Annotated in this window: 17 protein-coding genes and 1 pseudogene; 17 read left to right on the forward strand and 1 reads right to left on the reverse strand. The window is 51.6% G+C overall.

Annotation, left to right across the window (positions count from 1 at the left end):
* Position 1: 1 nt before the first annotated feature.
* From AT705_RS06585 to AT705_RS06665, 17 genes and pseudogenes are all read left to right on the forward strand, one after another.
* A complete protein-coding gene (locus AT705_RS06585; RefSeq protein WP_058795982.1) occupies positions 2–2,029 on the forward strand; it encodes a DUF6041 domain-containing protein in 2,028 nt (675 codons plus the stop codon).
* Positions 2,026–4,674, forward strand: coding sequence for a PEP/pyruvate-binding domain-containing protein (locus AT705_RS06590; protein WP_058795983.1), 2,649 nt, complete (start codon positions 2,026–2,028; stop codon positions 4,672–4,674). The genes AT705_RS06585 and AT705_RS06590 overlap by 4 nt, the downstream gene beginning before the upstream one ends.
* Positions 4,675–4,817: 143 nt before the next feature.
* Positions 4,818–7,370 (forward strand): hypothetical protein, encoded by a 2,553-nt coding sequence (locus tag AT705_RS06595; RefSeq protein WP_058795984.1) that lies wholly within the window; start codon positions 4,818–4,820, stop codon positions 7,368–7,370.
* Positions 7,367–9,919, forward strand: coding sequence for an aminotransferase class III-fold pyridoxal phosphate-dependent enzyme (locus AT705_RS06600; RefSeq protein WP_058795985.1), 2,553 nt, complete (start codon positions 7,367–7,369; stop codon positions 9,917–9,919). The genes AT705_RS06595 and AT705_RS06600 overlap by 4 nt, the downstream gene beginning before the upstream one ends.
* Before the next feature lie 67 nt (positions 9,920–9,986).
* Positions 9,987–11,006, forward strand: a complete 1,020-nt coding sequence (locus AT705_RS06605; protein ID WP_058795986.1) for a methyltransferase — start codon at positions 9,987–9,989, stop codon at positions 11,004–11,006.
* Between the two features lie 27 nt (positions 11,007–11,033).
* Complete coding sequence (locus AT705_RS06610; RefSeq protein ID WP_058795987.1) at positions 11,034–11,282, forward strand: hypothetical protein; 249 nt, start codon at positions 11,034–11,036, stop codon at positions 11,280–11,282.
* Between the two features lie 11 nt (positions 11,283–11,293).
* On the forward strand, positions 11,294–13,240 hold the full coding sequence (locus AT705_RS06615) for an aminotransferase class I/II-fold pyridoxal phosphate-dependent enzyme (RefSeq protein ID WP_058795988.1): 1,947 nt from the start codon (positions 11,294–11,296) through the stop codon (positions 13,238–13,240).
* Positions 13,241–13,242: 2 nt separating this feature from the next.
* The gene (locus AT705_RS06620; RefSeq protein WP_058795989.1) at positions 13,243–14,739 is read left to right on the forward strand and encodes a D-alanine--poly(phosphoribitol) ligase; all 1,497 of its coding nucleotides are present in this window, start codon (positions 13,243–13,245) and stop codon (positions 14,737–14,739) included.
* Between the two features lie 16 nt (positions 14,740–14,755).
* Positions 14,756–17,047 (forward strand): polyketide synthase, encoded by a 2,292-nt coding sequence (locus AT705_RS06625; RefSeq protein ID WP_058795990.1) that lies wholly within the window; start codon positions 14,756–14,758, stop codon positions 17,045–17,047.
* On the forward strand, positions 17,044–17,358 hold the full coding sequence (locus AT705_RS06630) for a RedY (RefSeq protein WP_010382568.1): 315 nt from the start codon (positions 17,044–17,046) through the stop codon (positions 17,356–17,358). The genes AT705_RS06625 and AT705_RS06630 overlap by 4 nt, the downstream gene beginning before the upstream one ends.
* The gene (locus AT705_RS06635) at positions 17,355–18,014 is read left to right on the forward strand and encodes a 4'-phosphopantetheinyl transferase family protein (RefSeq protein ID WP_058795991.1); all 660 of its coding nucleotides are present in this window, start codon (positions 17,355–17,357) and stop codon (positions 18,012–18,014) included. Before AT705_RS06630 ends, AT705_RS06635 begins: the two co-directional genes overlap by 4 nt.
* Positions 18,011–19,096 carry a hypothetical protein gene (locus AT705_RS06640; RefSeq protein ID WP_058795992.1) on the forward strand — a complete coding sequence of 362 codons (1,086 nt, stop codon included), beginning with the start codon at positions 18,011–18,013 and terminating at the stop codon, positions 19,094–19,096. The genes AT705_RS06635 and AT705_RS06640 overlap by 4 nt, the downstream gene beginning before the upstream one ends.
* 99 nt (positions 19,097–19,195) lie before the next feature.
* Entirely contained in the window at positions 19,196–19,396 is a 201-nt protein-coding gene (locus tag AT705_RS06645) for a hypothetical protein (protein WP_010382574.1), read from the forward strand.
* Between the two features lie 147 nt (positions 19,397–19,543).
* Complete coding sequence (locus AT705_RS06650) at positions 19,544–20,722, forward strand: multidrug effflux MFS transporter (RefSeq protein WP_058795993.1); 1,179 nt, start codon at positions 19,544–19,546, stop codon at positions 20,720–20,722.
* 277 nt (positions 20,723–20,999) lie between these two features.
* Positions 21,000–22,818 (forward strand): annotated as a pseudogene (locus tag AT705_RS06655) (S8 family serine peptidase).
* Positions 22,819–23,010: 192 nt separating this feature from the next.
* Positions 23,011–23,646 (forward strand): LysE family translocator, encoded by a 636-nt coding sequence (locus AT705_RS06660; RefSeq protein WP_058795994.1) that lies wholly within the window; start codon positions 23,011–23,013, stop codon positions 23,644–23,646.
* A 7-nt stretch (positions 23,647–23,653) separates the two neighbouring features.
* Positions 23,654–24,115, forward strand: a complete 462-nt coding sequence (locus AT705_RS06665) for a methylglyoxal synthase (RefSeq protein ID WP_058795995.1) — start codon at positions 23,654–23,656, stop codon at positions 24,113–24,115.
* A gap of 11 nt (positions 24,116–24,126) precedes the next feature.
* On the opposite strand, the gene yegD is transcribed toward AT705_RS06665, so the two are convergent.
* On the reverse strand, positions 24,127–25,491 hold the full coding sequence (gene yegD / locus AT705_RS06670) for a molecular chaperone (protein ID WP_058795996.1): 1,365 nt from the start codon (positions 25,489–25,491) through the stop codon (positions 24,127–24,129).
* Between the last annotated feature and the right edge of the window lie 31 nt (positions 25,492–25,522).

Consider the following 25,522-nt stretch of genomic DNA (forward strand, 5'->3'; position numbering starts at 1 on the left):
CATGCTAGTTCAACGGATCTTTGCAGTACTCTATATGCTGGCCGGACTGGCCAAAGCATTTCCACAATTAGAAAATGTCCCCGACATTCTGCGTCAGGCAGCCGCAGCTAACCAGGGCACCTGGTACGCAGGACTCAGCAATCTGCTCGCGCAGCATGGCGAAATCACCAATGTCGTTGTTGCAGTCGTATTATTTGGTTCAGGTCTGGTGTTATGGCTCAACCCTCGATGGACGCGCTTTGTGATCTACGGCCAGCTTGCCATGATGGCAGTCTTCATCACTATACTGCACCGCTCTCAGCCACAAGTGATCCCGCTGGATGCCATTTTTATTATTGCCGCACTGGCGATGTTACGTCAGCAATTTCGCCGTACGGGTTCTAAACGTGTATTTGCCAGCCAGGATTTTGCCAAACCCAAAGCGCAAGCAAAGTCACCCGACAAACCTAAGCTGGCAGATGAGTATGACGTGATCATCATAGGTGCAGGTGTCTCAGGCCTGACCGCTGCCAGCGAATTTACCACGGAGCGTGTACTGGTACTGGAAAAAAGCCCCACCTTCGGTGGCAATGCACGCTGCAACAGTCATCGCTCACTATCGCACCCCATTGCCGGAGTGTGTTTTCAACAGCCCGTACCTGGCTCAGATATGGATCAATTACTGACTAAACTGGGCCTGCAAAATAAATTTAAAACCAATGCCGAAGATACCTTGGTTTTCTTCGATACTATTTTACTGCTCAAGTGTCTCAATGAGATCACTTTAGGCTTTATAAAATTTCCCAGTTACCTGCTCAAGCCATCCGTGTGGGGATTAACAGGCCAGCTACTGCTGAACGCCTTAATTGGTAAGCCTTATGTTGTCGCCGCCAAGCAGCTGGGCGATCCTATCTTCGCAGATCTGTACCAATTTCTTGACGGGTTTTCCGCCACAACAGAGCGCTTCCCACACGTGCCCTGGCATGAACAAAGTGGCTGGAAAAAAGAAGAAATGGTGCAGCTGGACAGCCTTTCTTTATACAGTTATCTGTTCGAGCCAAAAAAAACCGCGTCATTCCCAGCGCATTTGCAACCGCCTCGCAAACTCGGCAAGCTAGTTGAGAATGCGGTAACCACCACGCTCAGAGTGGAGTGCCTGGATATCCATGAAGTTTCGGCCTACGTAGGCCTGCACTTTCTTGTAGGTTACCTGCGCGGCAATTTAGTTACCCTGCCTGGCGGTAATGGTCATATCAGCGAAGCATTAGTTGCCCACCTGAGCAAACAAGCCAATATCACACTGCTTAGCGATGTGGTGCTAACCAACCTGGACAATACCGAAGCGAGCGTACAACTGACCGCGAAGGTACAACACCATAATATTTCGGTCAAAGCCAAAAAGCTGATTTGGGCCGCGCCTAAGCATCATGTGACAGACTGGCTGCCAACACTACCGGAAACCCAGGTCAAGGCCATCAAAGCCATCCGTCACGAAGATTACTATCTCGCCAATGCACTGTTATCGCGCCCGGTACTCAGCCATTCCTTTGGCGGTTATCTAATTGAACCTGAGCGCCCGGAGCAACCGTACGCCTGGTGCAAAACAGGCACTTGTCTGGTCGCGAACTGGATGGATAGCGATAACCACAGTGAAGGCGGTGTCCTGACCTTACTCAAACCAACGACACGTGAGCAACGTCAAGGGCGTACGGCAGAAAACGACTTTACAGGATTGCAGCAGCAGACATACCGTGAAGTCTCACTGATGTTAAACAATATTGGCATTGATCCTCGCATCGTCGAAGACATTCAGATCTGGTACTGGCCTGACGCCTTGATCACTTCGGTCATTGGACAACAGGCCAGCGGCTTATTTCAAAGTGCCTCACAACCACATTTTAGCGTGCACTTTGCCAACCAGGACAGCGTTGGGATTGGTAACCTTGAAAGTGCCATCTTTGCCGGCAAACAGGCTGCGACACAAATTAAACGCGCATTACAACATACGGAAGCAACCGCCATTTCGCGTAATAAGGAGACGGTATCATGAGCCAATCACTCGTCGTTGCCCTCAGTGGCAACGAACAACTGGAATTAGGTCACTTAGGCGGCAAAGGCCACTCACTGAATCACTTGATCCGTGCTGGCCTGCCCGTACCACCCGCTTTTTGTATTACTGCAGAGGCCTATCAGACCTTTGTTAATACCGCATTGCCGGATGACTTGCTCAGTGCACCTGAGCTAGATAAAGTGCGAGATACTATCCTCAGTGCCGATATTCCTGAGCAGCTACGTACCGCGATTGCATCAGCCTATCAGGGGCTGGGTGACAATGCCCAGATAGCCGTTCGTTCGTCCGCACTGGACGAAGATGGCCAGAGCCAGAGTTTTGCTGGTCAGTACGAAACCTATCTGCATGTGCAGGGCAATGACAGTGTAATGGACAAAGTGCGCGCATGCTGGGCTTCCTTGTGGGCAGAACGTGCAGCCGGATATCGCAACAGCAGTGCGGCGGATACCGCCATTGCCGTGGTGCTGCAAACCATGGTGGATGCCGATGCAGCCGGCGTGATGTTCACTCAGGACCCGCTCAGTGGCGACACCAATAAAGTGGTCATAGATAGCTGCTGGGGTCTGGGCGAAGGTGTGGTATCCGGGCAAGTGAGCACCGACAGCTTTATCCTCGACAAAAACAGCGGTGAGCTGCTGCAAAAGGAGATCCGCGTTAAGCCCCAGTATTGTCAGCGCAACGCACAAGGTCAGGTTACCTTGCTGAATACCCCACAGGCGCAACAACAGTCAGCCAGTCTGAACGAAGCTCAGCTCGCACAGTTGCTCACTTTGGCTAAGCAGGCACAGGCACTCTATCAGACCGAACTGGACATTGAGTGGGCCCTGAAGGACAACAAGATCTGGCTACTCCAGGCGCGCCCGGTTACCACTCAGGCGAGTAAAGCAGAACCTATTTATGCGAACCCCTGGGAACAGGACCAGCGTATTAAAGACGGTGCATTCTTTTCTCGTATGGACACCGGTGAAATCGTCACCGGACTCATGACCCCACTCGGCCTGTCATTTTGTGAGTTCTATCAAAAGCACATTCATGGTCCGGCCATCAAAACTATGGGCCTGGCTGACATCAGCGACTGGCAAGTTTACATGGGCTACATTCAGGGTCAGGTATACCTGAATATCTCCGGCTCCGCGCACATGCTGCGCCAGTGTCCACCCACCCGGGATGAGATGAAATTTACTATCCGCTATGCCACGTCAGATATCGATTTCAGCAACTACCATAACCCTTATGGGCCAGGAGTTGAGGGCTGGGATTATGCAAAAAGTGCCTGGCATTGGTTAAAACAGCAAGTTCACAATATGCGCAATGCCGGTAAAATTGTGGATGAGATGATTGCGCTGCGCGAAAGCGAAACGAAGCGCTTTTTGGCCCTGGATCTGCCCAGTATGTCACTCAATGAGCTGGACCAGGAGCTGACCCGTATCGACAACTACTTTTTAGACTCCTGTGCCGCCTACATGCCTTTCTTTTTACAGTCATTTGCGCTGTACGATGCACTGGCCGAAACCTGTGAAGAACACTTCAAAGATCAGGGCGAAGGGCTTCAGAATCGCATCAAAGCCTCGATGAACAATCTGCGGACCATAGAAGTAACACGGGGGATCCTGGATCTCGTCGAACAAGTTCAAGGTAACCCTGAACTAAAAGCCGTATTTGAGCGATTTGAGGCAGAAGAACTGGTAAGCATCCTCCCCGCACACCCGCTGGGACAACCATTCTGGCAGGGGCCCTTTGAAGCCTTTTTGCTCGAATTTGGCGCCCGTGGCCGTCAGGAGTTTGAATTAAGTATTCCACGCTGGCGCGACGACCCCAGTTATTTGTTACAGGTCATGAAAATGTATCTGAAACACCCGGTCGATCTGGAGAAAAAACTCAAAGAGACCGAAAGTTTGCGCGAAGCCGACAGCGAGCAACTCTTTAAAGCTTTACCCGCCGGCGCGCGTTTTAAACTCAAGACCATTATCAAACTGTATGGGGTGATGGCAGAACGCCGTGAAGCGACTCGCCCTACCTTTATTACAGAGACCTGGTTCTATCGCTGCATCATTCTTGAAGTGCTGTCGCGCCTGGAACGAGACAATCTGGCGAAAGTAGCCGACTTACCCTATATCGATTTCAATCGCCTGCGTGATTATGTTGCCGGACGCATGGGAGCGGCTGAAGCGTTCAGCGAATCCCTACTCAATGCCAACCGCCACAGTCATTTATTCAACTTACATGCTGAAGAGCCCCCCATGGCAATCATTGGCCCATACACACCAAAAATGAAGGCCACGGCACAAACACACAGCGATTCAATGAGTGGCCTAGCCGCCAGTCCCGGAAAAATAGTCGCTAAGGCACGGGTGATCACCGATCTGCAAGCACAGGCTGGTGACCTGGAGCCTGGAGAAATTTTGGTCGCACGCTTTACCGATGCCAGCTGGACGCCTTTATTTGCACTCGCCAGCGGGGTTGTCACGGACATCGGCTCCACGCTATCGCATAGCTGTATTGTGGCGCGTGAATTTGGTATTCCGGCTGTCGTGAACTTACACAGTGCAACCCAGGCGATTAAAAGTGGCGACACGCTGATACTCGACGGAGACCAGGGCACAGTGATCATTCAGCGGGAATAATCTAATCCATCGCGGGCCACAGGCCCGCATCCAAAAATTCAACTTAACAATACAACGGCAAGTAGCGTGCTGCCGCCGTTGCGGGTCGTTGCGTGCAGTTTTCAGGCGAACCGAGTTTTATTAGGCAGCAGAAGGAATAAATTATGACAAGCATTACAGGATTAAGCACTCAGTCGAGCGCATCCGGCTTTGAGCATATTTGGCAAGCCGAGACGCAACGCAGTGGTGCAAAGCAGGATACCATCACAGTGGGTGTGATTGTCGTAACCCGAGATGAGCAATTTTTCCATACCGGGTTAAGTGTACTCAGCGACATTCGGGAGTACGTATTTAACCGGGTGCATATTCAGTCAGAGCTTGCGTTGAAAAACCCGTCTTTGGTGCCTTGCTCACTGTATAGCGAAGTGAGAAACAAAGCCATCCACTTTTTAAAGGGGCAAAAGAAAGCCATCAATATCCAGGTGATCCAATGTGCCAGCCTGGCAGAGGCCACCGGTAAGGTTATTCACAGCAACGCGCTCAATGAGCAGCCCGATTTTCAGGTCGGTATGCTGTTTTATGATCAAACCTCAATGGGGTTTCAGGACGACAGCATAGATCAGATCGATCGGGACCTGGATGCCTTTTACCGGGCGATGCAGAAAATCGGCATTCCCGCTTTTTACACCAGCTTCTCGACCGTGACCTTTATTCGCGCACTACGCACGCCCTACAGCTATCTCCCACAGCAATATCGAGAGATAGTGCGCAGTACCGACCCGGCGACATTCCAGACCGAACTATTGCGTCTGTGGATGGATTTTTTCGAAATGAACTATGCCAATCGGCGGGTCAAACCTGTCGGCTCGCTGGCGCTACACAATACCCTGGGCCACCAGCTTATCAACTTCTTTGCCCGTACAGCGCCAGAACACTGGCTGATCTCTTATTATACCGGCTCCGTCGTATCTAATTTGATCGGTCACCTGGACCGCCACGCCGAACAACAAGGCGCACTGGTACTACGTGGCCCAAATGAACATGCGATTGCCTGTGGTGCCATGGCGAACTGGCAACTCTACCGCATGCCATTCTTGGCAGTCGTCACCTCAGGCATGATGGACGAATTCAAAGGCACGCTGGCGAATCTGAAAGAAACCGCCGCGCAGGGGATCATCGTCGTTGCAGAAAATCGCCTGAGTCAATGGTATAGCTTTCAGGGCACCATCACGGCCAGCGAAGATATGCGCGACGTATTGGCTGCTAAACGCATCCCGTACGTATACATGGATGAAATCGAGCAGATCGGTGAAAACCTCGCTGAGGTATATCGTCTCTATCATCAGGGTCAGGGACCGGTGGTGATACTGGCAACGCAAAATGTGCTGGAATCTTCGATAGAGCTCGACCTGCCAGCACTTGAAGCCTTGCCAGCCAGCCCAAGCGATGAGCCCGTTGAAATCATGACAGAGGAACTCCGTCAAGCCATCGATCTCATCAATCACGGGCCTGAAAAATTGGTCTGGCAACTCGGTCCCGTCAGCGATGACGAGTATGCCCTGATCCATGAAATTGCCCAGCAGGCAGGTATTGCCCTGGTAGACAGTCTCGCTCACCCAGGCACAGCCCCTAAATACTATCAGGGCAAGCGCAACGACAATTATCTCGGCACCCTGGCGATTTATGGTTATACCCCCAGGGTTTACAACTATTTTCATACCAATGACAAGCTTAACAGCACCGATGAACAGTGTTTGTTTATGCTCAAAAGCCGTGTCGCACAGATTGCCACACCATTTTCCGATGGTCGCCTGGAGCGTAAGGTTCATCTGGTGCAGCTGACCCAGGAGCAAAACCACCTGTCACCCTTTGCCGACCTGCATTTACACATGCGCTGTCGCGATTTTCTGCAGGCGGTCAAAAAGCACCTGAATGTCAGTGAGTCATTACGCGCCAGACGTATGGCCAAGATCATGGCTTACCCGGATACGCAATCTGATGTGCTCAGTAAACTGCCCAGCCTACCCATGTCGCCTAACTATTTCTTCTGTCAGCTTAACCGCGTGATAGAAGACTTAATAGAGCATGAGGACTATGACTACACCGGGGTGTACGATGTCGGCCGCTGTGGCATTTCTGCGGTGCGCAATGTAGCAAAAACACGTCGCGGCTTTTCCGGCTGGTATGGCCGAGCATTGATGGGCGATGCCCTGCTCGCCAGCGGTTATCTGGCATACACCAGCCCAACCAATGTCATTGCCTTTATCGGCGACGGGGCCAAAGGCATAGTACCGGATATTCTCCCGGCGTTTATCGACAATATTCTGACCCACCCGCAGCTACTCGATAAGAGTATCAGTGTGTTTTATTTCTGTAATGGTGGGCTGTCGGTCATTAACACCTATCAGGAGCGGATCCTGTTTAATCGCACCTCGCGCCAGATGCGCTTGGTCAACCTGGCGCAGTCACAATTTGAACAACAAATTGGCGACTTTGATATTTCTGCGCAAACCCTGACCCAGTTTGATGAAACCTCAGTTCGTACAGCGCTCACGGCACAAAAACGCCTGACCCTGTTCTCTGTGGTCCTCGGCCACAACAATGAAGGGGATGGCATTTCTCTGGCCACAGCCAAAGGCTGGCAACGCGACAGTGCCGATCCCGTTAAGCACAACACAGACTCAGATATGCCACCAGCACAGGAAGTTAACTCATGAAGTTTGGATTTATCGCCCACCCGACCTCAGTCGGCCTGAAACGTTACGTGAAAATGCTCGATCTACTACAACGTAACACCCAAGATCAGCATACCGGCTATAACCGTGAACTGTGGGGCAAAGCAAACCTGGTGCCCTTTATGAACTTTGCCAAAATCACGTCCGCCAGCGGCGCAACCTGTGAAGGCATGATCAAATATATGCCACTGATCGCCGAGGAAATGATTGCCGATCCCAGAGCAATTGCTGAACGTGTTGTTGCGGGCGTAGAAGAGTTTGTCGCCGACGGTGCAGAGTTAGTTGGCCTGGGAGGATTTACCTCCATAGTTGGTCGTCGTGGTGAAGCCACGGCCGCCAAATCCCCCATTCCCATTACCTCAGGGAACTCACTGACCACCTATGCCGGCTACAAAGCCCTGATGCAAATTAAAGAATGGCTGGACATTAATCCGGAAAAAGAAACCGTCGCCATTGTGGGTTATCCAGGTTCCATTTGCCTGGCACTCAGCCGATTACTGCTCGCCGAGGGCTTTAACTTGAAACTGCTGCACCGCGCCGGTCACAAAGACAAAGCGGAAATGCTCAGTCACCTGCCCGAGCAGTATCACCAGCGGGTTTCCCTGACTGGCAACCCGGACGACCTGTACGACGAGTGCAAACTATTTGCCGGTGCCACCTCAGCCGGAGGCGTGATTGATGTGGCCAAGCTACAACCTGGCTCCATTTTCATCGATGTGGCACTGCCACGCGACGTCAATGTGGATGCCCGCCCTGCCCGTGACGACATTTTGATCATCGACGGTGGCTGTGTCACAGCCACCGATGCGGTCAAATTGGGAGGAGAGTCACTGAATGTCACCATTAAACAGCAGCTCAACGGGTGTATGGCAGAGACCATTGTCCTGGCCCTGGAGCAGCGCCGGGAGAATTACTCTCTGGGCCGTTACCTGGAACCGGTCAAAGTGCTTGAAATTGGTGAACTGGCTGAGAAACATGGCTTTTATGCCTATCCGCTTGCCTCTTTTGGTGAACGCATTGACCGCCAGCACGTCACCAACCTGAAGCGCTATTATCATCAGGACATCTATGCCATCGACAAGGGCGACACCAGTCAGCGCCTGACCTTTATCGACAACATCATTGCCCAGGATCCGGCCAAAGAAGACACGCTGGACCGCCATCACCAGTTTATTAACCCAATGATGGTGGAGTTTTTAAAACAACAACGCTGCGACAATGTGTTCCGCAAGGCACAAGGCACCATGCTGTACGATAACGACGGCACAGGCTATCTCGATATGGTCGCGGGCTATGGCTGCCTTAATCTGGGTCACAACCCCAGCGCCGTCAGCCAGGCAGTCAAAACCTTCCTGGATGAGCAAGGTCCCAACTTCATTCAATATATTTCCGTGCCGGAACACACCGCCAAACTGGCTGAAGTCCTCTGCCACCTGGCACCTGGCAATATGGGCCGCGTGTTTTTCAGTAACTCAGGAACAGAAGCCGTAGAAGCCGCCATTAAACTGGCCAAAGCCGCCACCGGTAAGCCAGGCATTGCTTATCTGAAAAACAGCTACCATGGTAAAACGCTCGGCGCCTTGTCTATCACAGGACGGGAAAAACACCGTAAATACTTTCAGCCACTGATCCAGACCATGGTCGAAGTGCCCTTTGCCGACCTCGACGCTTTACGCGAAGCCCTGCAAAGAGACGATGTGGGTGCACTCATGCTGGAGCCCATCCAGGGGGAAGGCGGTGTCCACGTGCCACCAGCCGGATACCTGAGCGCGGTGCAACAGATCTGTCGCGATACCGGCACTTTGCTGATGGTCGATGAGATACAGACTGGCCTGGCCCGCACCGGCAAACTCTTTGCCTGTGAGTGGGAAGGCATTGAGCCTGACGTGCTGATGCTGTCCAAGTCACTGTCCGGTGGTTTATTGCCCATTGGCGCCACTTTGTGCCGCAGCGATGTCTGGCAGCGAGCTTACGGCACCTCTGATCGCTTCTTAGTACACACCTCCACCTTTGGCGGCGGTAACCTGGCTTCTGTCGCCGCACTCACGGCACTGCGAGAAATTGTCGCACAAGATTTAGCAGCCCGTGCTGATGAGCTGGGCAGCTATTTTAAATCTGAGCTACAAGCCATCGCCGGCCAGTACCCCTTTATCGCCGAAATTCGGGGCCAGGGCCTGATGCTGGGGATCCAGTTTGAACAGACCTTTGACGGCGCAGTTGCCGCTTCTGCCAGAGAGTTTGCTACCCGTCTGCCGGGTGACTGGCATAGCACCTGGAAATTCTTACCCGATCCGGTGCGCGAACATCTGCAAGCCGCTATGACACGCATGGAGCAAACGCTGGGAGAAATGTTCTGCCTGAAGTTTGTCACTAAGTTCTGCCTGGATCATCAAATCCTCACCTTTGTTACTGCCAACAGTTCAACGGTGATCCGGATCCAGCCGCCATTGGTGATCAGCAAACCCGAGATTGACCGCTTTGTCAGCGCTTTTGCCAGTGTCTGCGAAGAGCTTTCGACCTTTTTAGACTAAGGAAAACGGGTCGCGCAGCCGAGCAGGCCCGACCCTAAACGTACTACATGATTGATAAGGATTACTTATGACTCTCAACAAACAAGATGTCGTTAACCATATGATGGGCTTCTTTCAGGCCAAAGCGGTAACCGCTGCATTATCACTAAAACTGTTTGACCATTTTCGCGACACTGACCTGAGCGCTGCGCAACTGGCCGACAAAATCAACGCGCCACTGCGCTCAACAGAGCAAATGCTGATTGCGCTGCATGCCATGGGGTATCTCACCAAACAAGATGACCTGTATCAATTACCGGCGGAGCACCATACCTTTTTATTAAGTGATGAACCCATGTGGCTGGGCTGGTTGGGTCGTCATATCGACACCTTTCTCTATCCGCTGTGGGGCGAACTAAGCAGCGCTGTGAAGAGTGACACCAATCAGCGTGAAGCCGTCTTTGGTGACAACCGCAGCTGGTTCGACATCTTGTATCAAAACCCGGATGACGTCGCTGATTTTCAGGAGTTTTTGGGTAAATTTGCTGCGCCGTTCATCGAAGGCTTCGTTAAAGACTATGATTTCTCGCAGCATCACTCCTTTTTAGATATTGGCAGTGGGATTGGCACCTTACCCATTGCCGTAGCCGATGCACACCCGGGCGTGTCGCTGGCGATCTGTGAATTACCGCAGGCGTCGGCATTTTTGCGAGATAAGCTGGGTGAGCAAGGCTACGGCGACCGCATTGAGGTGGTTGAAGGCGACGTGATCGCCGGCAACCTGCCAATTGGCAACTATGATCTCATCCACCTTGGCTGGATGTTGCATGACTATGCGCCAGAAACCCAGGTCACCATCCTTAAAAATATCTATAACGCCATGCCTACCGGTGGCCGCTTTATTGCGTCAGAAACCCCGTTGAATGATGACAAATCAGGCCCTGAGTTTACCGCTCTGCTGTCACTGAACATGCTGGTATCCACAGATGGCGGCATTGAAAGCAGCAGTGAAGAATATCTGGCGCGTTTCCATGAAGCCGGATTCAGTAATGCCCGTATTCTTGAGATCCCCGGGCCACGGACCCTGATTGTCGGCGAAAAAGCCTGATCAGACACGAACAGAAGGAGTAGCAGGATGTTAGTCACTAAATTACTAAAGCATATCGCCGAACAGTTTCTCGACGGCGAGCAAGACGGCCTTGAGTCGCAGACCCCCTTGTTTGAGCTGAATATCGTTGATTCGGCGGCCATTTTTGACCTAGTCGATTACCTCAAACAAGAAACCCAGTTAAACATAGGTATGCAGGAGATCCATCCAGGCAACTTTGCATCGGTTGATGCCATGGTCACCCTGGTTGAACGCCTTCAGACAGAGCAAGCATAAGGAGGCTAGATATGAGTGCCACAAACCCAAAAGTAAACCCAGATATTATGGAAACTCTGCAACAGGAAGTTCTGAAGACCTTTACTGAACTGACTGAGTACCCTGCTAATACTCTGGATCTGACGAGCCACCTGGAGAACGACTTCGGGATAGATTCTATTGCGCTGGCCGAAGTCACCGCGGCATTGACCAAGCAGTTGCAACTCAAAAATCCCCTGTCTATTCAGAACATTCACTGTATCGCTGACGCGGTGAAGCAAATCGCTGCACAGGAATTTCACCTCAGTGAAGCCAAAACAACAGGAAGCAGTGATGGTAAGCAAAATGCACACAGCTGGTTGCGCGAGCAAGTGATTGCTGTGTTTGCCAGCTTCAGTGGCTACAATGCCGCAGAGCTGAGTATGGATGCCGAGATTGAAAGTGACCTAGGGATAGATTCAGTCACCGTGGTTTCAGCACAAGGCGAGCTGCTAAAAGCGCTGGGACTAAGAGACAACCTGAGCATCCCCAGTTGCAAAACCCTGACGGAACTGGAACAGGCTTTTGCTAAGCTACTGGTTGAAGAAAAAGGCGCACAATGGGCCGATGAGCTGGTCACCAAAAACCTCTTGATTGACGAACTGCTCAACCCTGCGACCCGCGGCGACGACGTGCAACACCAAATCGACAGTGATGATGGCGATAACCGCACCATGCGTGACTTTGTCGGGATCCAGCACGGCGATCTGTTTCACAAGGCCCGTGAGTTCAAACCCTTCTACGACAAGAAAAAAGCGCAGCAATTATACTGGTACGGTATGCCACTGGAAACGCCCTGTAAAAATCGCGCCGTGATGTTCGATGAAGTCACTGGCACCAGTCGCGAGTTTCTGATGTTTGGCTCCAACAGTTATCTGGGCCTATCGAATCATCCGGAAGTGATCCAGGCAATTCAAGACGCCGCTGGCCAATATGGCGCAACCAATACCGGTTGTCGGATCATTGCAGGCAGTAACGTTCTGCACCTGGAGCTAGAGCGTAAGCTGGCCAAACTAAAAGGCCGTGAAGCCTGTATAGTTTATCCCTCAGGCTACTCAGCTAACCTGGGCTGTATTTCTGCACTGACCTCTAAACATGACCTGGTCTTTACCGATGCCATTAACCATATGAGTATCACCGACGGCTGTAAACTGGCTGGCGCCCAGCGTAAGATTTACAATCACTCACTGAACAGCCTGGAAAAATCGCTGGCCAAGTATGCCGACCATCCCGGTGGTAAGCTGATCGTCACCGATGGCGTCTTCAGTATGCACGGAGATATTGTCGATTTACCGCGTCTGAATAAGCTTGCTAAACGTTATGGTGCGCGCGTGCTGGTTGATGATGCTCACTCCACTGGTGTACTGGGTAAGACTGGTTCTGGTACCACGGAGCATTTCAATATGAAAGGCGAAGTCGATCTGGAGTTAGGTACCATGAGTAAGGCATTGTCCGGTTTAGGCGGATTTGTCTGTGGCGATGGTGATGTGGTGGAATTCCTGCGCTTCTTTTCTAACTCTTATGTCTTTGCCGCAACCATTCCAGCCCATGTTGCAGCCGGTGTGATTGCCTCTATCGACGTGATGTTGCGCGAGCCGGAGCGGTTAACCAAGCTGTGGGACAATATCTATTACTTCCGCAATCTGTTATTGCAGGCAGGCTTTGATCTGGAAAACTCCGATTCTGCCATTGTGCCCGTGGTTGTCGGTGATGATGCCAAAACCCTGGCGCTTGGCCGCGCAGTGCGTGCTCGTGGCCTGTACTGTCAGACCGTGGTCTTCCCGGGCGTGGCAGTTGGCGATGCCCGCTTGCGCCTGAGCATCACCAGCGAACACACTCAGGCCGACCTGGATGAGGCCTATCGTATTTTGGTTGAAGGCGCGCTGGAAGTCGGTGTCCCGCTCAATCAGGATGTTAAAGCAGGACTGGCGGAGGCCTGAGTATGACGAAAATTCCGTCATCAGCCCGTTTTGCACTGAACCTGCTGAGCCATGCTCAGCAGACCCCGCATAAAACGGCGCTGATCTGTGCCGATCAGCAATGGGATTATGCCCGGCTCGCTGCACGCGCCTGCCAGATAGCCAATGCATTGTGCGCACTGGGACTGGATCAGGCACCGGTGCTGTTAAACCTGCCAAAACATCCTGACACCGTTGCCGCCATTTACGCCTGCTGGCTCACTGGTAACCATTATATTCCCATTGACTACAGCCAGCCTGAAGCCCGGGTTGAACGTATTATCTCTGCAGCAAAACCTGCATTGGTACTCGACCAGGATTGGCTGAATACACTCGATAGCCTGAGCCACAGCAGCGACTACGAGCAAGACCTGAGTGCTTACATGTCGCGATTACGTCAATACCGGGAAAACACGCTTGCCGCGATCCTGTATACCTCAGGTTCAACCGGCACGCCCAAAGGGGTGCAGATAAGCCACGACATGTTGGACTTTTTCATTGACTGGGCGGTGCACACGACTTGCATTGACAGCGAAGACACCCTGGCCAACCATGCCAGTTTTGCCTTTGACTTGAGTACTTTCGACCTCTTTGCCGCCGTGCGCACCGGTGCCTGTGTGTGGTTGATCACCGAGCAGGAACAAAAAGATCCCCTGGCCCTGATCAGAGGGATCAAGAAGCACCAGGTAAGTATCTGGTACAGCGTGCCTTCAATCCTGTCTATGATGGTGCGAAGTGGAGAGCTTAACAGTCATAGCACCGCTCCCCTGAAGCAGGTCATTTTTGCCGGTGAACCATTTGCCGTGGCGGCATTACAACGCTTGATCACTTGCCTGCCCGCCAATACCGCGCTGCATAACTGGTACGGCCCGACCGAAACCAATGTGTGCGTAGCCTGGCAAGTTGACCGCCCCCAGCTGAACGGGCTGCGTCACCTGCCTATCGGATCCTTACTACCCGAATTACAAGGCTGGTTGGAAGATGATACAGGAAAGCGAACACCACTGTCTGAAAGCCAGGGTCAATGTGGCGAGCTGATTATTGGCGGGCGCTGTGTTACACCCGGTTATGCCAATGTAGACCTGCCCAGGGCCACAGCACTGCACCAACAAAACTGTCATGCAACAGGCGACCTGGTTGAGCTGACCGAGATGGGGCTCATCTATCGGGGCCGTATCGACGATATGGTTAAGCTGAACGGTTATCGGGTTGAGCTGGGGGAAATTGAGTCCCTGCTGCATCAACACCCAGCCATAGAGCAGTCTGCATTACATCTCTCGCTGGGCGAACAGCAGCACCAGCTTATTGCCGTGATCGTTCTTAAAGACGGTGCAGAAAAACCATCGCTACTGGCATTAAAGCAATTTTTAAAACAGCAACTGCCAGCCTATATGTTGCCACATAAAGTGATAGTCACTGCACAGCTACCACTCAATGCCAATGGCAAAGTTGACCGTAAACAACTGGCAGAGCTGATGTAATTATGAGAGGCGTATTATGAGCAGACCCCCAACTTCCCCTTTAGCCATAGTCGGGATCGGCTGTGCCTTGCCCAACGGCATGAACTTTGCCGACCTGGCAAAACAGGGGACACTCAACCCGAGTCAGTTTACCCACCCATTTGGCTGGTCGGTCGCTGCTGAGCCACTCAGAGGTGGGCAAGTGCACACCGATGACTTTGATTACAAAAAGTTCTCTATTCCTCCTTTGTTTCGCAAGGCGGTCAGTCGCGAAACCCGAATGGCGCTACTGGCTGCTGAAGAAGCACTCAGCCAGCTGAACCTCAGTGAAACTCAGCGCGACCATTGCGACCAACTCTGTGCAACACATATGGCCAGTGACGCGGCGTATCGAAATGCCACCAAAGTGACTGCGTTACGGACCCTGGGTGAACAATTGGCTGGTACTGACAGTGCGCAAATACGCATCGATGAATACAAGCAGGCACTGGCAGGTACCTTTGGAGCCACCTCTCACGATCGGGTTGGAGAAATGGCCTCGACCATACCCGCCCGGATCGCACATTTTGCCCACACCCGGGGGAAATGTCAGACCCTGGATGGCGGCGACCTTGGCGGTTTGCGTCTGTTACAGGCAGCGCAGGACAACTTTCGCTATGCAGACAGCCAGCTTGCTGTCCTCACCAGTATTCAGTGCTTTCACCACCAGCCACAAACTGAAATCCTGCATCATCAGGGTATTTCAACTCAGCAACCCTGGCTCGAAGGCGCCATCTCTCTGGTGGTCTGCCCTGTGACCACGGCCGAACAACAAGATTGGCCGATGCTGATGCAGTTAGGGACTATCACCACCACAGCCACAGAGCAGGAAACCGCGCGCTATTTCGCCGGTGCAAGCCAAGTCTTTTATCAGTTACTTGAAATGCACCTGGACCAAGCAACTCGCTGTGCTGGCGCCGCAACTTTTGGGCCACACTGGCAGATAAGCCAAGCAGTATCAGACGATAACACCAACGCAAGTGACGACCAGGTGGCCATTACTCAGTATTGCCCCATCACTGCACTGGGTGATGACAAAACCCATTTCTGGCAAACACTGGCCAATGGTGACGACCTGTTGCGATCGCAATCGGCACAGCAACTCAATGCACCGACATTTGTTAGGGCAACCCCCCAGAAACTAAGCACCTACATAACTCAAGCAATGAGCTTTGACAGCCATGATCCGTGCGACCAGGTCCTGAATAAGCCTATGATGCCGGCCAAAAAAGCGCGCCTGGATGTGTCCCAGCTGCGGCTGCTGAACGCCACAGACTCTGTCGAGATTGGAGAATTCAAACGCCCGGCAGTGATCCTGGCATGTAACCTGTCTCTGAATGCCGATCGTCAGTTAGGCGCGTGTGCACTGTGGGATCAATTACCAGCAGCTCCGACACATTTACCTCAGCCTACACCACCGCCAATCAATCGCTGGAGCTGGTATGGTGCAACGGGGTTAGGTGGTGCCCGGTTGTTAGCGGAACACCTGAAGATCCCACATGCCGACTGTATCGCCATTGAGGCAGCCTGTGCCAGTTCCATGGCCGCACTGCACAATGCTGTCAGAGGGCTGCAATCCGGACGTTATGACGGCATTGTGCTGGCAGGAATTGAAACCGCAACGTTAGAGCGAGATCTGGTGCTGTGTGGCGCACAAATGATGTTGTCAGCTACCCGCATTCGGCCTTTTGCTAAGGGGGCTGATGGCTTTACCCCTGGGGATGGCGGTGGTTTGTTTGTCCTGCAATCAAAATCAGACGCAACCCATGCCATTGCCCATGTTGATGCCATTTCAGGCTCCTGCGACAGTCGCTCTATGACCGCGCCCGACCCACTGGGGCAGGCACTGGCCATGTACAAAACCTTACAGCTAGCATCAGTCAACCCAGAGCAAGTGCAATATATTGAAACCCACGGCACTGGCACCACCCTCGGCGATCAGGCTGAGCTGGAATCTCTTTGCGCTGCCTATCGTCGTGAACACACACAACCCCTTTACCTGGGATCTGGAAAATATAACTTTGGTCACTGCTTTGCAGGCGCCGGCGCCATTAGCCTGGCAAAAATGCTCGCGGCGCTGGAACATGGCAGCATGCCACCGACCCCAATCCTAGGGGAGCTCAATGATGCACTGCCATTCGAAGACATTCCGGCTGAGGTACCACAACAGGCACAACCCTGGCCATTGCTAGACACCCAACAGCGCATTGGTGCCATCAATGCCTTTGGGACCGGCGGCATCAATTATCACCTGACTTTAATACACGCTCATTCACAGGAATCATTATGAAACTTATCGTACACAAAATTCGCCTTAAGCACATTCAACACCTGGGCGCCTTTCGCGACTGGGTCGAAACCACGGACTACAAGGCCTGCGAACAGCTTGATTCAGTCAAAGCCTTTGCAGTGTTTGAAGCGTCTGCCGAGGCTGATGCCCCGTTCCACTTTGTAGAAACCATCTACTTAGAGTCTGAGCAGGCGTTTGAGCAGGATATGACCACCCCGCTGTTCCAAAGTCTGGTTAGTCGCTTTGATGAGATGGCTGAAGTCGTCGAGGAGTTTAAAGGCGAGCGTATCGCACAGGGTTATCAACAGTGATCACTGAGCACGGTATGACGTCTGAGGGAGAGACGGTTGTCTCGCCCATTTTGTACATCAGGCAGTATACTGACGCTTTATTACCCGCCCGCGCTCGTTTGAACCAGGGACTTGCCGTCAAGCAGCAGTGCCGGGCACTGGCCAATTTCGCACTACAAAGGGCCTGCGCCAATCCCTCAGTCAGGCTCAATCATACCAGGTACGGGCAGCCGTTTGGCGATCAGGGCCAGGGGAAGCCTGCTCAGCCTGTGTCCACCAGCCACAGCCAGAACTGGTATGCTGTTGCCACAGCACCGGCTCCCCTTGGCATCGACATTCAGGTCTACCGCCGCTTTTCTGTCTCCAACCAGCAGCGTTTGTTTGATCATAACGCGGTGTCGGCTGACATAATCACCCAGACCACGCAATGGTCTTTGTGCGAGGCCTATCTCAAATCCCATGGCCGGGGCTTACCATTTGATTTACGTACTATCCGCATCCAGCAACATGCAAGCCTGGGTGCCACCTCATGCGGACGCATAACAAGCAAAAATAACACGCTGACACCTGCCAACTATTGGCTCTGGCAAACACTCTATTTTTGCTGTGCCGTCTGCATTACCGGTCACCAGGAGATAGTCCCCACACTCTCTATACACAATGGAAAACAATCATGACACACACTGCATTTGAACAAACACTGGCAGAGGCTGTCGCACTGGCACGGCTTGCGCCGTCTTCACACAACTGTCAGCCCTGGGCCGTTCACTTCGATCCCGTGATCCACTGTGGCTACCTGGCCATAGACAACCGCCGTAAACTGACCGGCCTGCCGTCATTAGAACGGGAAATGCTGCTCAGCTGTGGTATTTTCTTCCACTTTCTTGAGCAACTAATATACCTGCGCGGGTATCAGCTGCACTGGCGCTGGTGCGATGAGCAAGAGCAACAAGTATTGGCCGGCGAAGACCGAGCACTTATCCGTTTTATGCCGGGACCGGAGCAGGCGCACCAGGCAACCGCATTTGCGACTTTGTCTGAGCAGCTCCAACAACGCCATACGGTACGTTCAGCGTACCGTAGCACACTGCTCAGTGAGCAACAGCGTAACGAGCTGAGCACGGTGCTCAAACCTTACCCGGTGACGCTTGGGATATATTACCAGCAGACGCATGGCAAAGCGCTGGCTCACCTGACACAAACTTATGCCGGCCTGGATTTTGCCAACAAAGCCGCATGGCGCGAAACCTATAGCTATATTCGCTTTGATGAACGGCGCCAGTACGAAGATGGGTTTTACCTTCACAACCTATTTGGCCCGGTTTCTGGCGGTTTCAAAACCTTTTTTAAAGTCGCCTTTCATCCTCACCTGAGTGGTCTGAATAAATTGCTCAGATTGCCAACCAAAATGGCCCAGGGCCTTGCTGAGCTGGTTGAAACCGGGCCGCACTACCTGGCGCTGAATGTCAGTAAAGAAGGCGATGAAGCCCTTTTTCGTGCTGGCTTAGGGCTAGGTGCTTTATGGCTCAAACTACAGCAGTGGGGATGGGCAATGCACCCAATCAGTGTACTTGTGCAACACGATTCTGCCAGAGAGGCCTTAGCAACCAGCCTCAGTCAGTCTGAGTTACCCATTTTTTTCGCCCGATTCGGCGAACCCGAGCAATCCGGTAGCCCGGCACCAAGGCGGCACTGGCAGAGCATTCTGGTCTCAGACACCCACAGTCTGACTAAGTCCACGCCGACTCAACGTGAGTAACAACAAAAAAGAATAAAAAATAAACCATTGCGTAGTTGTAAATTATGAGATAAAACAAATAGGTAATAAAAAAACAACTAACACGATAAGGAAAATAAAATGAAGCTCATCAAAAAACAAATCAAAATGCTTTCTAAGGACACCACGCGCCTGCCTGTACTTATGACTGCCAATATCGCGGGTGGCAGACGTACCCGTGGCAACGAGATTGAAAACACAGAAGAAAGCATTTGCACCGCGAATGCCCTTGCTTCAGCAAACGAAATCAAAAACTCTGCCCACAGCATTTGTACGGCCTAAATCTCATTACCCTGATATTGGTCTCCAAATATGCCGACTTTAGAGTCGGCTTTTTAATGTCTCCTAACAATAAAAAATTCTAATCCCGGCGCTTTGTCCTGTCTTTTTTTCTTAGGATCCCTACAATACCCGCCATAAGGAGACAGCATGCAGCAAAAAACCAGCAAACTATTGATTTTTATACTCGCTCTGCTAGTGGTGTTTTGTCCACTGGGGATCGATCTGTACTTACCCGCATTCGTTAATATGCAACAAGACCTGGCCGTCAGTGAAGCGCACATTCAGCAAACGGTCGGCATTTATATGTTGGCTGTAGGCCTTGGACAACTGCTTGCCGGCCCGCTTGCCGACAAGTATGGCAGACGCCCGGTTGCTTTGTTCGGCATACTGTTATTTGGCGTAGGGGCACTGCTGGCCACCTTGCTGGATGAATGGCACTGGATCATGCTTGCACGTGTATTGCAAGGCTTGGGAGCTTGTGCCACCTTTGTCAGCGCCTTCGCAATTGTACGGGATAGTTTCGGTCACAAAGGCAGTGGTCAGATGATCACCTACCTTAACGGCATTGTCTGCTTTATTCCGGCACTGGCCCCTATTCTGGGAGCCTGGCTGACCATAGAGTTTGGCTGGCGCAGTAACTTTACCTTTCTGACAGGCTTTGCCGTTGTTGGCCTGGTATTGGTGCTGGCACTGTACCGGGAAACGAAACCCGACACCACAGTTTACTCTGGCCATTTACTTGATTTTCGCCGCTTCCGCCCCATGCTGAGTAGCCCTCAGTTTATGTTCAACGCCAGTATTACAATGGTGTGTATGGCGGCTATGTTGGTATTTGTCGTCGGCGCTCCGGGCTGGATCATGACCGGGCTTAATCGTCCCGTTGAGGAATTTACCATGTGGTTTACCATCAACGCCGCGATTAGTATTGCTGCCAGTTTTACTGCGCCCCACTTCATTAAACGTAACTCGCAGCAAGCACTGAGGTTTGGCCTAAGTTTATTTTCCCTCGGTGGGATCTTGTTGTTAATCACACCGCAAACTCACCCGCTGGCGTATCTGTTACCTATGTACATTGCCTCTATCGGTTTTGCCTTTACGCTTGGGGCTGCCGCGGGCAATGCACTGGCTCCTTTTGCCAATCAGGCCGGGACAGCTTCCGCCCTGATCGGAGTTATGCAAATGAGTGGCGCCGGGCTATTAGCGATGACCAGCCAGCCACTGGCGTTACCTGCTCCGGAGCAGTTGGCCATGCATATGCTCATCGGGCTGCCTTTCTTATGTTTACTATTCAGTCGTTGCAAAGATAATTTGCATACTTCCACCTGATCAACAACCCGTCAACCTGGTATCATTATCTTCATATTCGGCACAAAATGGATAATGATACCAATTTTCATTATTATATAAGAATAAAAATTCTACATATCCAGACTTCCACTAATATTATTTAATTATAAACAAAGAATAATTCATTCCCATAAATTCCAACAATGTGGATAATTTCTCTTTACGTTAGCGTAATATTACGTCTATCTTAATAGTCATTAACCAATAGTTAGCAATGTAACCAAGTTAAAATAATTAAAACCAAGAGATAATAATAATGAAATTCAACAAGTCTACGATGTCACTCCTGCTTGCAGGTTTATGTGCCACAGCAACAGCTCAGACAACCGATGACAGATTCATCATCCAGGTTGATAACAATAAAAAAGGCATAGTCAAAGCACTGGCACAGACAATGGGTGCACAGCTGCACATAGACGGTGATGGCTTCCTTGCCGCCACATTTAGCGGCAAAGAGCTCAGTGAGGTTAAGGGATTGCTTAACAACCCGCATATCAAGTTGATAGAAGTGGACCAAAAGCGTCAACTGATGGGTTTATATAATGATGATGCCGGCGACCCTATGCAGCAACAGGTTGCCCCATACGCGTATTATCAAGTCGCAGGCAAACCAGGTGACCTTTGATGCTAATGCCGGCATGAAAGTCTGCGTCATCGACTCAGGCCTGGATATGTCCAACCCGGATTTCATCTGGGGCAACATCACAGGAGATAATGACTCGGGTACTGGCAACTGGTATGAGCATGGGGGTCCTCATGGCACCCATGTGGCAGGGACCGTAGGCGCTGCGGACAATAACATCGGTGTGATCGGCATGGCACCGGGTGTGGACATGCACATTATCAAAGTGTTCAATGCGGAAGGCTGGGGTTACTCCTCTGATCTGGCACACGCAGCAAACTTGTGTAGTCAGGCGGGTGCCAATATCATCAGCATGAGCCTGGGTGGCGGCGGTGCAAACAGCACTGAGGAAAATGCTTTCGAAAGCTTTAACAATGCTGGCGGCTTGGTCGTTGCGGCAGCTGGTAACGATGGTAACAACGTCCGCTCTTACCCTGCTGGCTACCCGTCAGTCATGATGGTAGGTGCAAATGACGCTGATAATAACATTGCTGATTTTTCTCAGCTCCCAAGCTGTCAAAGCGGCAAAGGTAAAAATGTCAGTGAAGATGAAACCATCTGCGTTGAAGTCACCGCTGGTGGCGTTGACACTCTGTCTACCTACCCTGCTGGTCTTGCAACATCGTCCAGCCTGAGCGTTGATGGTGTAGCGTTTGCTTCATCTGCGATGGAAAACAGTGGCAGCGTTTCTTCGTCAGTATATTTCATGGGCACAGCAGAAGCGACCGACAGCTCGGCAAGTGGCAAAGTGTGCCTAATCGATCGGGGCAATATTTCTTTCCATGACAAAGTCGCCAACTGTGAAAATTCAGGTGGTGTCGGTGCCATTATCATCAATAATGAAGCGGGTATGCTCTACGGTACGCTGGGCGACACCAATACCACCAGCATCCCGGCAATAGGTGCAGCACTGGAGGACCGTACAGCTCTATTAGCCGCCACTAACGCAAACATTGTGATTGGTACTTCAGATTATGGCCTGATGAGCGGCACTTCAATGGCAACCCCGGCCGTGTCAGGTATCGCCGCCTTGGTTTGGTCAAACCACCCTGACTGTACTGGCCAGGAAATTCGTGCAGCGCTCAAAGCAACAGCACAAGATAGTGGTGCGGCTGGTAAAGACGTGTACTTTGGCTACGGCATCGTTAAAGCGGCTGACGCAGATGCTTACCTGACTGCCAATGGCTGTGCCGGTGGCGGTAATGGCGGCGACCTGCAGCTCAGCGCCTCAGGATACAAATCAAAAGGCAATAAATACGTTGACCTGAACTGGCAAGGCGCTTCTACCTCTCAGGTCGATATTTTCCGAAACGGTAGCAAGATTGTCACAACCAGCAACAATAATAGCTACACAGATAGCATCAGTGGTAAAGGTGGCGGTAGCTACACTTATCAGGTTTGCGAGCAAGGCAGCACATCTGCTTGCTCTTCAACTCAGACTGTTGTGTTCTGATACTGACCTGCTGGTGTTATGACGAGACGCACAGGCACCGTGCGTGTCCATCTATCTCGCTGCACTGAGCCTGGTTGGTATCCCCCAACCAATTAATAACCAGTTTTTATGCGGGCGTATGCCCGCATTTTTTATAGGTTTTTTTATTTAAGCTGGTTACACTAAGTGCAATTATGTTGAACAGAGCCCGTCATGCTAAACCCGGAATTACTCGCCTCTTTTTTATTTGCCAGCTTTATTATTGCCATTGCCCCAGGCCCTTCCAATGCCTTTTTAATGGCTCAGACCTTTACCAACGGCCGCACAGCCGGAATGCAAAGTGCTTTTGGCTTTGCGCTGGGAGGAGTGGTCCATACACTGTTTGCAGTGATTGGTTTGTCAGCTATCCTTAAAGCCTCAGAAACCGCCTATACCACAGTACAATACCTGGGTGCGACCTACCTTGCCTACCTGGGGGTACGCACTTTCAAAGACACTCTGTCTCGGCCTGAGAACAACGACGAAGAAAAGCCCCATGTCAGCAATAAGAAGCAACAAAATGTCATGTTTCAGGCTATGATGACAGAAGTGCTCAACCCCAAGGTTGCGTTATTCTTTATCGCCTTCATTCCTCAGTTTGTTGATCAAAGCCTGACAACGTCTACCACAGTGCAACTTGCCATGTTCGGGTTGCTCTATCCAATTCTGGCCTTTCCTATTGATTGTGTGTATGTTTACAGCGGCGATAAAATCGCCGGCTATTTTCGCGCTCATCCCAGTGCACCGATTTGGATAGACAGGATCTCTGCTTTTATCTTCGTCGCACTGGCAATTAACTTATTATTATGAGGTAAGTATGGATACCAAGTCGCAGGTCATTCCGGCTAAAAAACGCATCGCACTGGTCGCGCATGATGGCAAAAAACAGGCTATGGTCAGTTGGTGTCAGGGGCACCTGGATAAGCTCGCTATGCACAAACTCTATGCCACGGGAACAACCGGTCATCTCATTGAAAAGACCTCAGGTTTGGAAGTCACTAAGTTACTCAGCGGCCCGATGGGAGGCGACCAGCAACTCGGCGCTAAAATCGCCGAGAACGAAATTCACATGTTAATTTTCTTCTGGGATCCGCTTGCATCACAGCCGCATGATCCGGATGTCAAAGCGTTGTTGAGGCTTGCGGCTGTGTGGAATATCCCGGTAGCCTGTAATGAAACCACCGCAGATATGTTGCTGTCATCCATGATGATGACCACTCCGATTGAGCGCCAGCTCCCCGATTATGAGCAGTACCTGGCACATCGTGTGGCGCTATAGCGCCCCATATACTAGCGGTATAATTGACTCGCCCACTTGGTCAGACCGGCGGTAACACTACCAAAATTATCGCCATTAACCATAGGGATATCGCCCAGGCGTTGCTGTAGTGCCAATTTTAACAGCGGAGACTGAGCACTCCCGCCTGTCAGATAAATCACATCGGGACGCGTGCCTGCCTCAGCGATTGCCTGCTCAGCCAGCACCGCGGCTTGCTCTAGACAGCTTGCCACCGACTCAGCCATAGTCTGCGCACCAATATCGACACTCAGCTCGCTATCCAGAAAGTCCAGTATTGCCGTATGTGAATCCTGATCAGACAGAGCAATTTTTGCCAGCTCGCCCTGACGTACGAATTGATGTGTCATCTTGCTGCGCTGGATCTTTAACAATCGCTTAAGTTTTTCCGGCTCACAGACATCTCTCAACATACCGGTCAGCTCGCGCGCCATTTGCGCACTGTAGAAGTCACTTTGCATCTGAATGTCATTAATTTTACATGCCTGCCAGAACAAAGGGTTGGGCAAGGGCAAACCAGATGTAAACTGGCTGCCCAGCCCACATACTGGCATCAAGGTGTGAAATGCCAGTGCGATATCGAGATCATTCCCGCCTATTCGCTTACCGGTGTGGGCCAGAAAGTCATCACTGCGATCCGCCTTAGCACGAAACCCCGGTCCCATCTGCACAAAAGAGCAGTCACTGGTACCACCACCAATATCCACCACCAGCACTTTCTGGTCCTGGGTCAAACGGGACTCATAATCAATACCCGCAGCCAGAGGCTCATACAAAAAAGAAACGTCTTTAAACCCGGCGCGCTTCGCGGCGGTCGTCAAAATATCTATCGCCTGGCGGTTGCTGTCCTCACCCCCAATGGCCTGGAAGTTGACCGGCCGACCAATGACCGTTTGACTGAGCGGCTGCTCCAGGTGACGCTCAGCACGGCTTTTTAGCTCCATGATCATGGTTGTTGCAATGTCTTCGAAAAATGCCAGCTGAGCCGGTTTCAGGCCGACGGCACCAAAAAAAGACTTGGGCGACTTCACGAAGTACCCTTCTTCCGGAAACGCGATGTATTCTTCTATGGCTTGCTGGCCAACAAACACCCCTTGCTCGTCAGGCGCCAGGTCAAGCTCACGCCGTGCCATAGCTGCACTGCCTAACAAAGGCTTACGCACTGCCTGATAGTCCGCTGCAAATGCTGAGCCCGCCAGATTGTGTGCGACATACTCACTCACCAGGCTGTTGTGTAACGCGTATAGTGTCGACGGCAGGTAAGGTTTGCCCTGTTCCAGAGGCACCAGTGTTACATCGCCTTGGTGCATCACACCGATTGCGCAATTAGAACTACCGTAATCAAATCCTGCTATCATTTGTCACCTCACAACCATAAAAAGGTCGCGC

Source organism: Pseudoalteromonas rubra (genome assembly GCF_001482385.1).
Taxonomy (GTDB): Bacteria; Pseudomonadota; Gammaproteobacteria; order Enterobacterales; family Alteromonadaceae; genus Pseudoalteromonas; species Pseudoalteromonas ardens.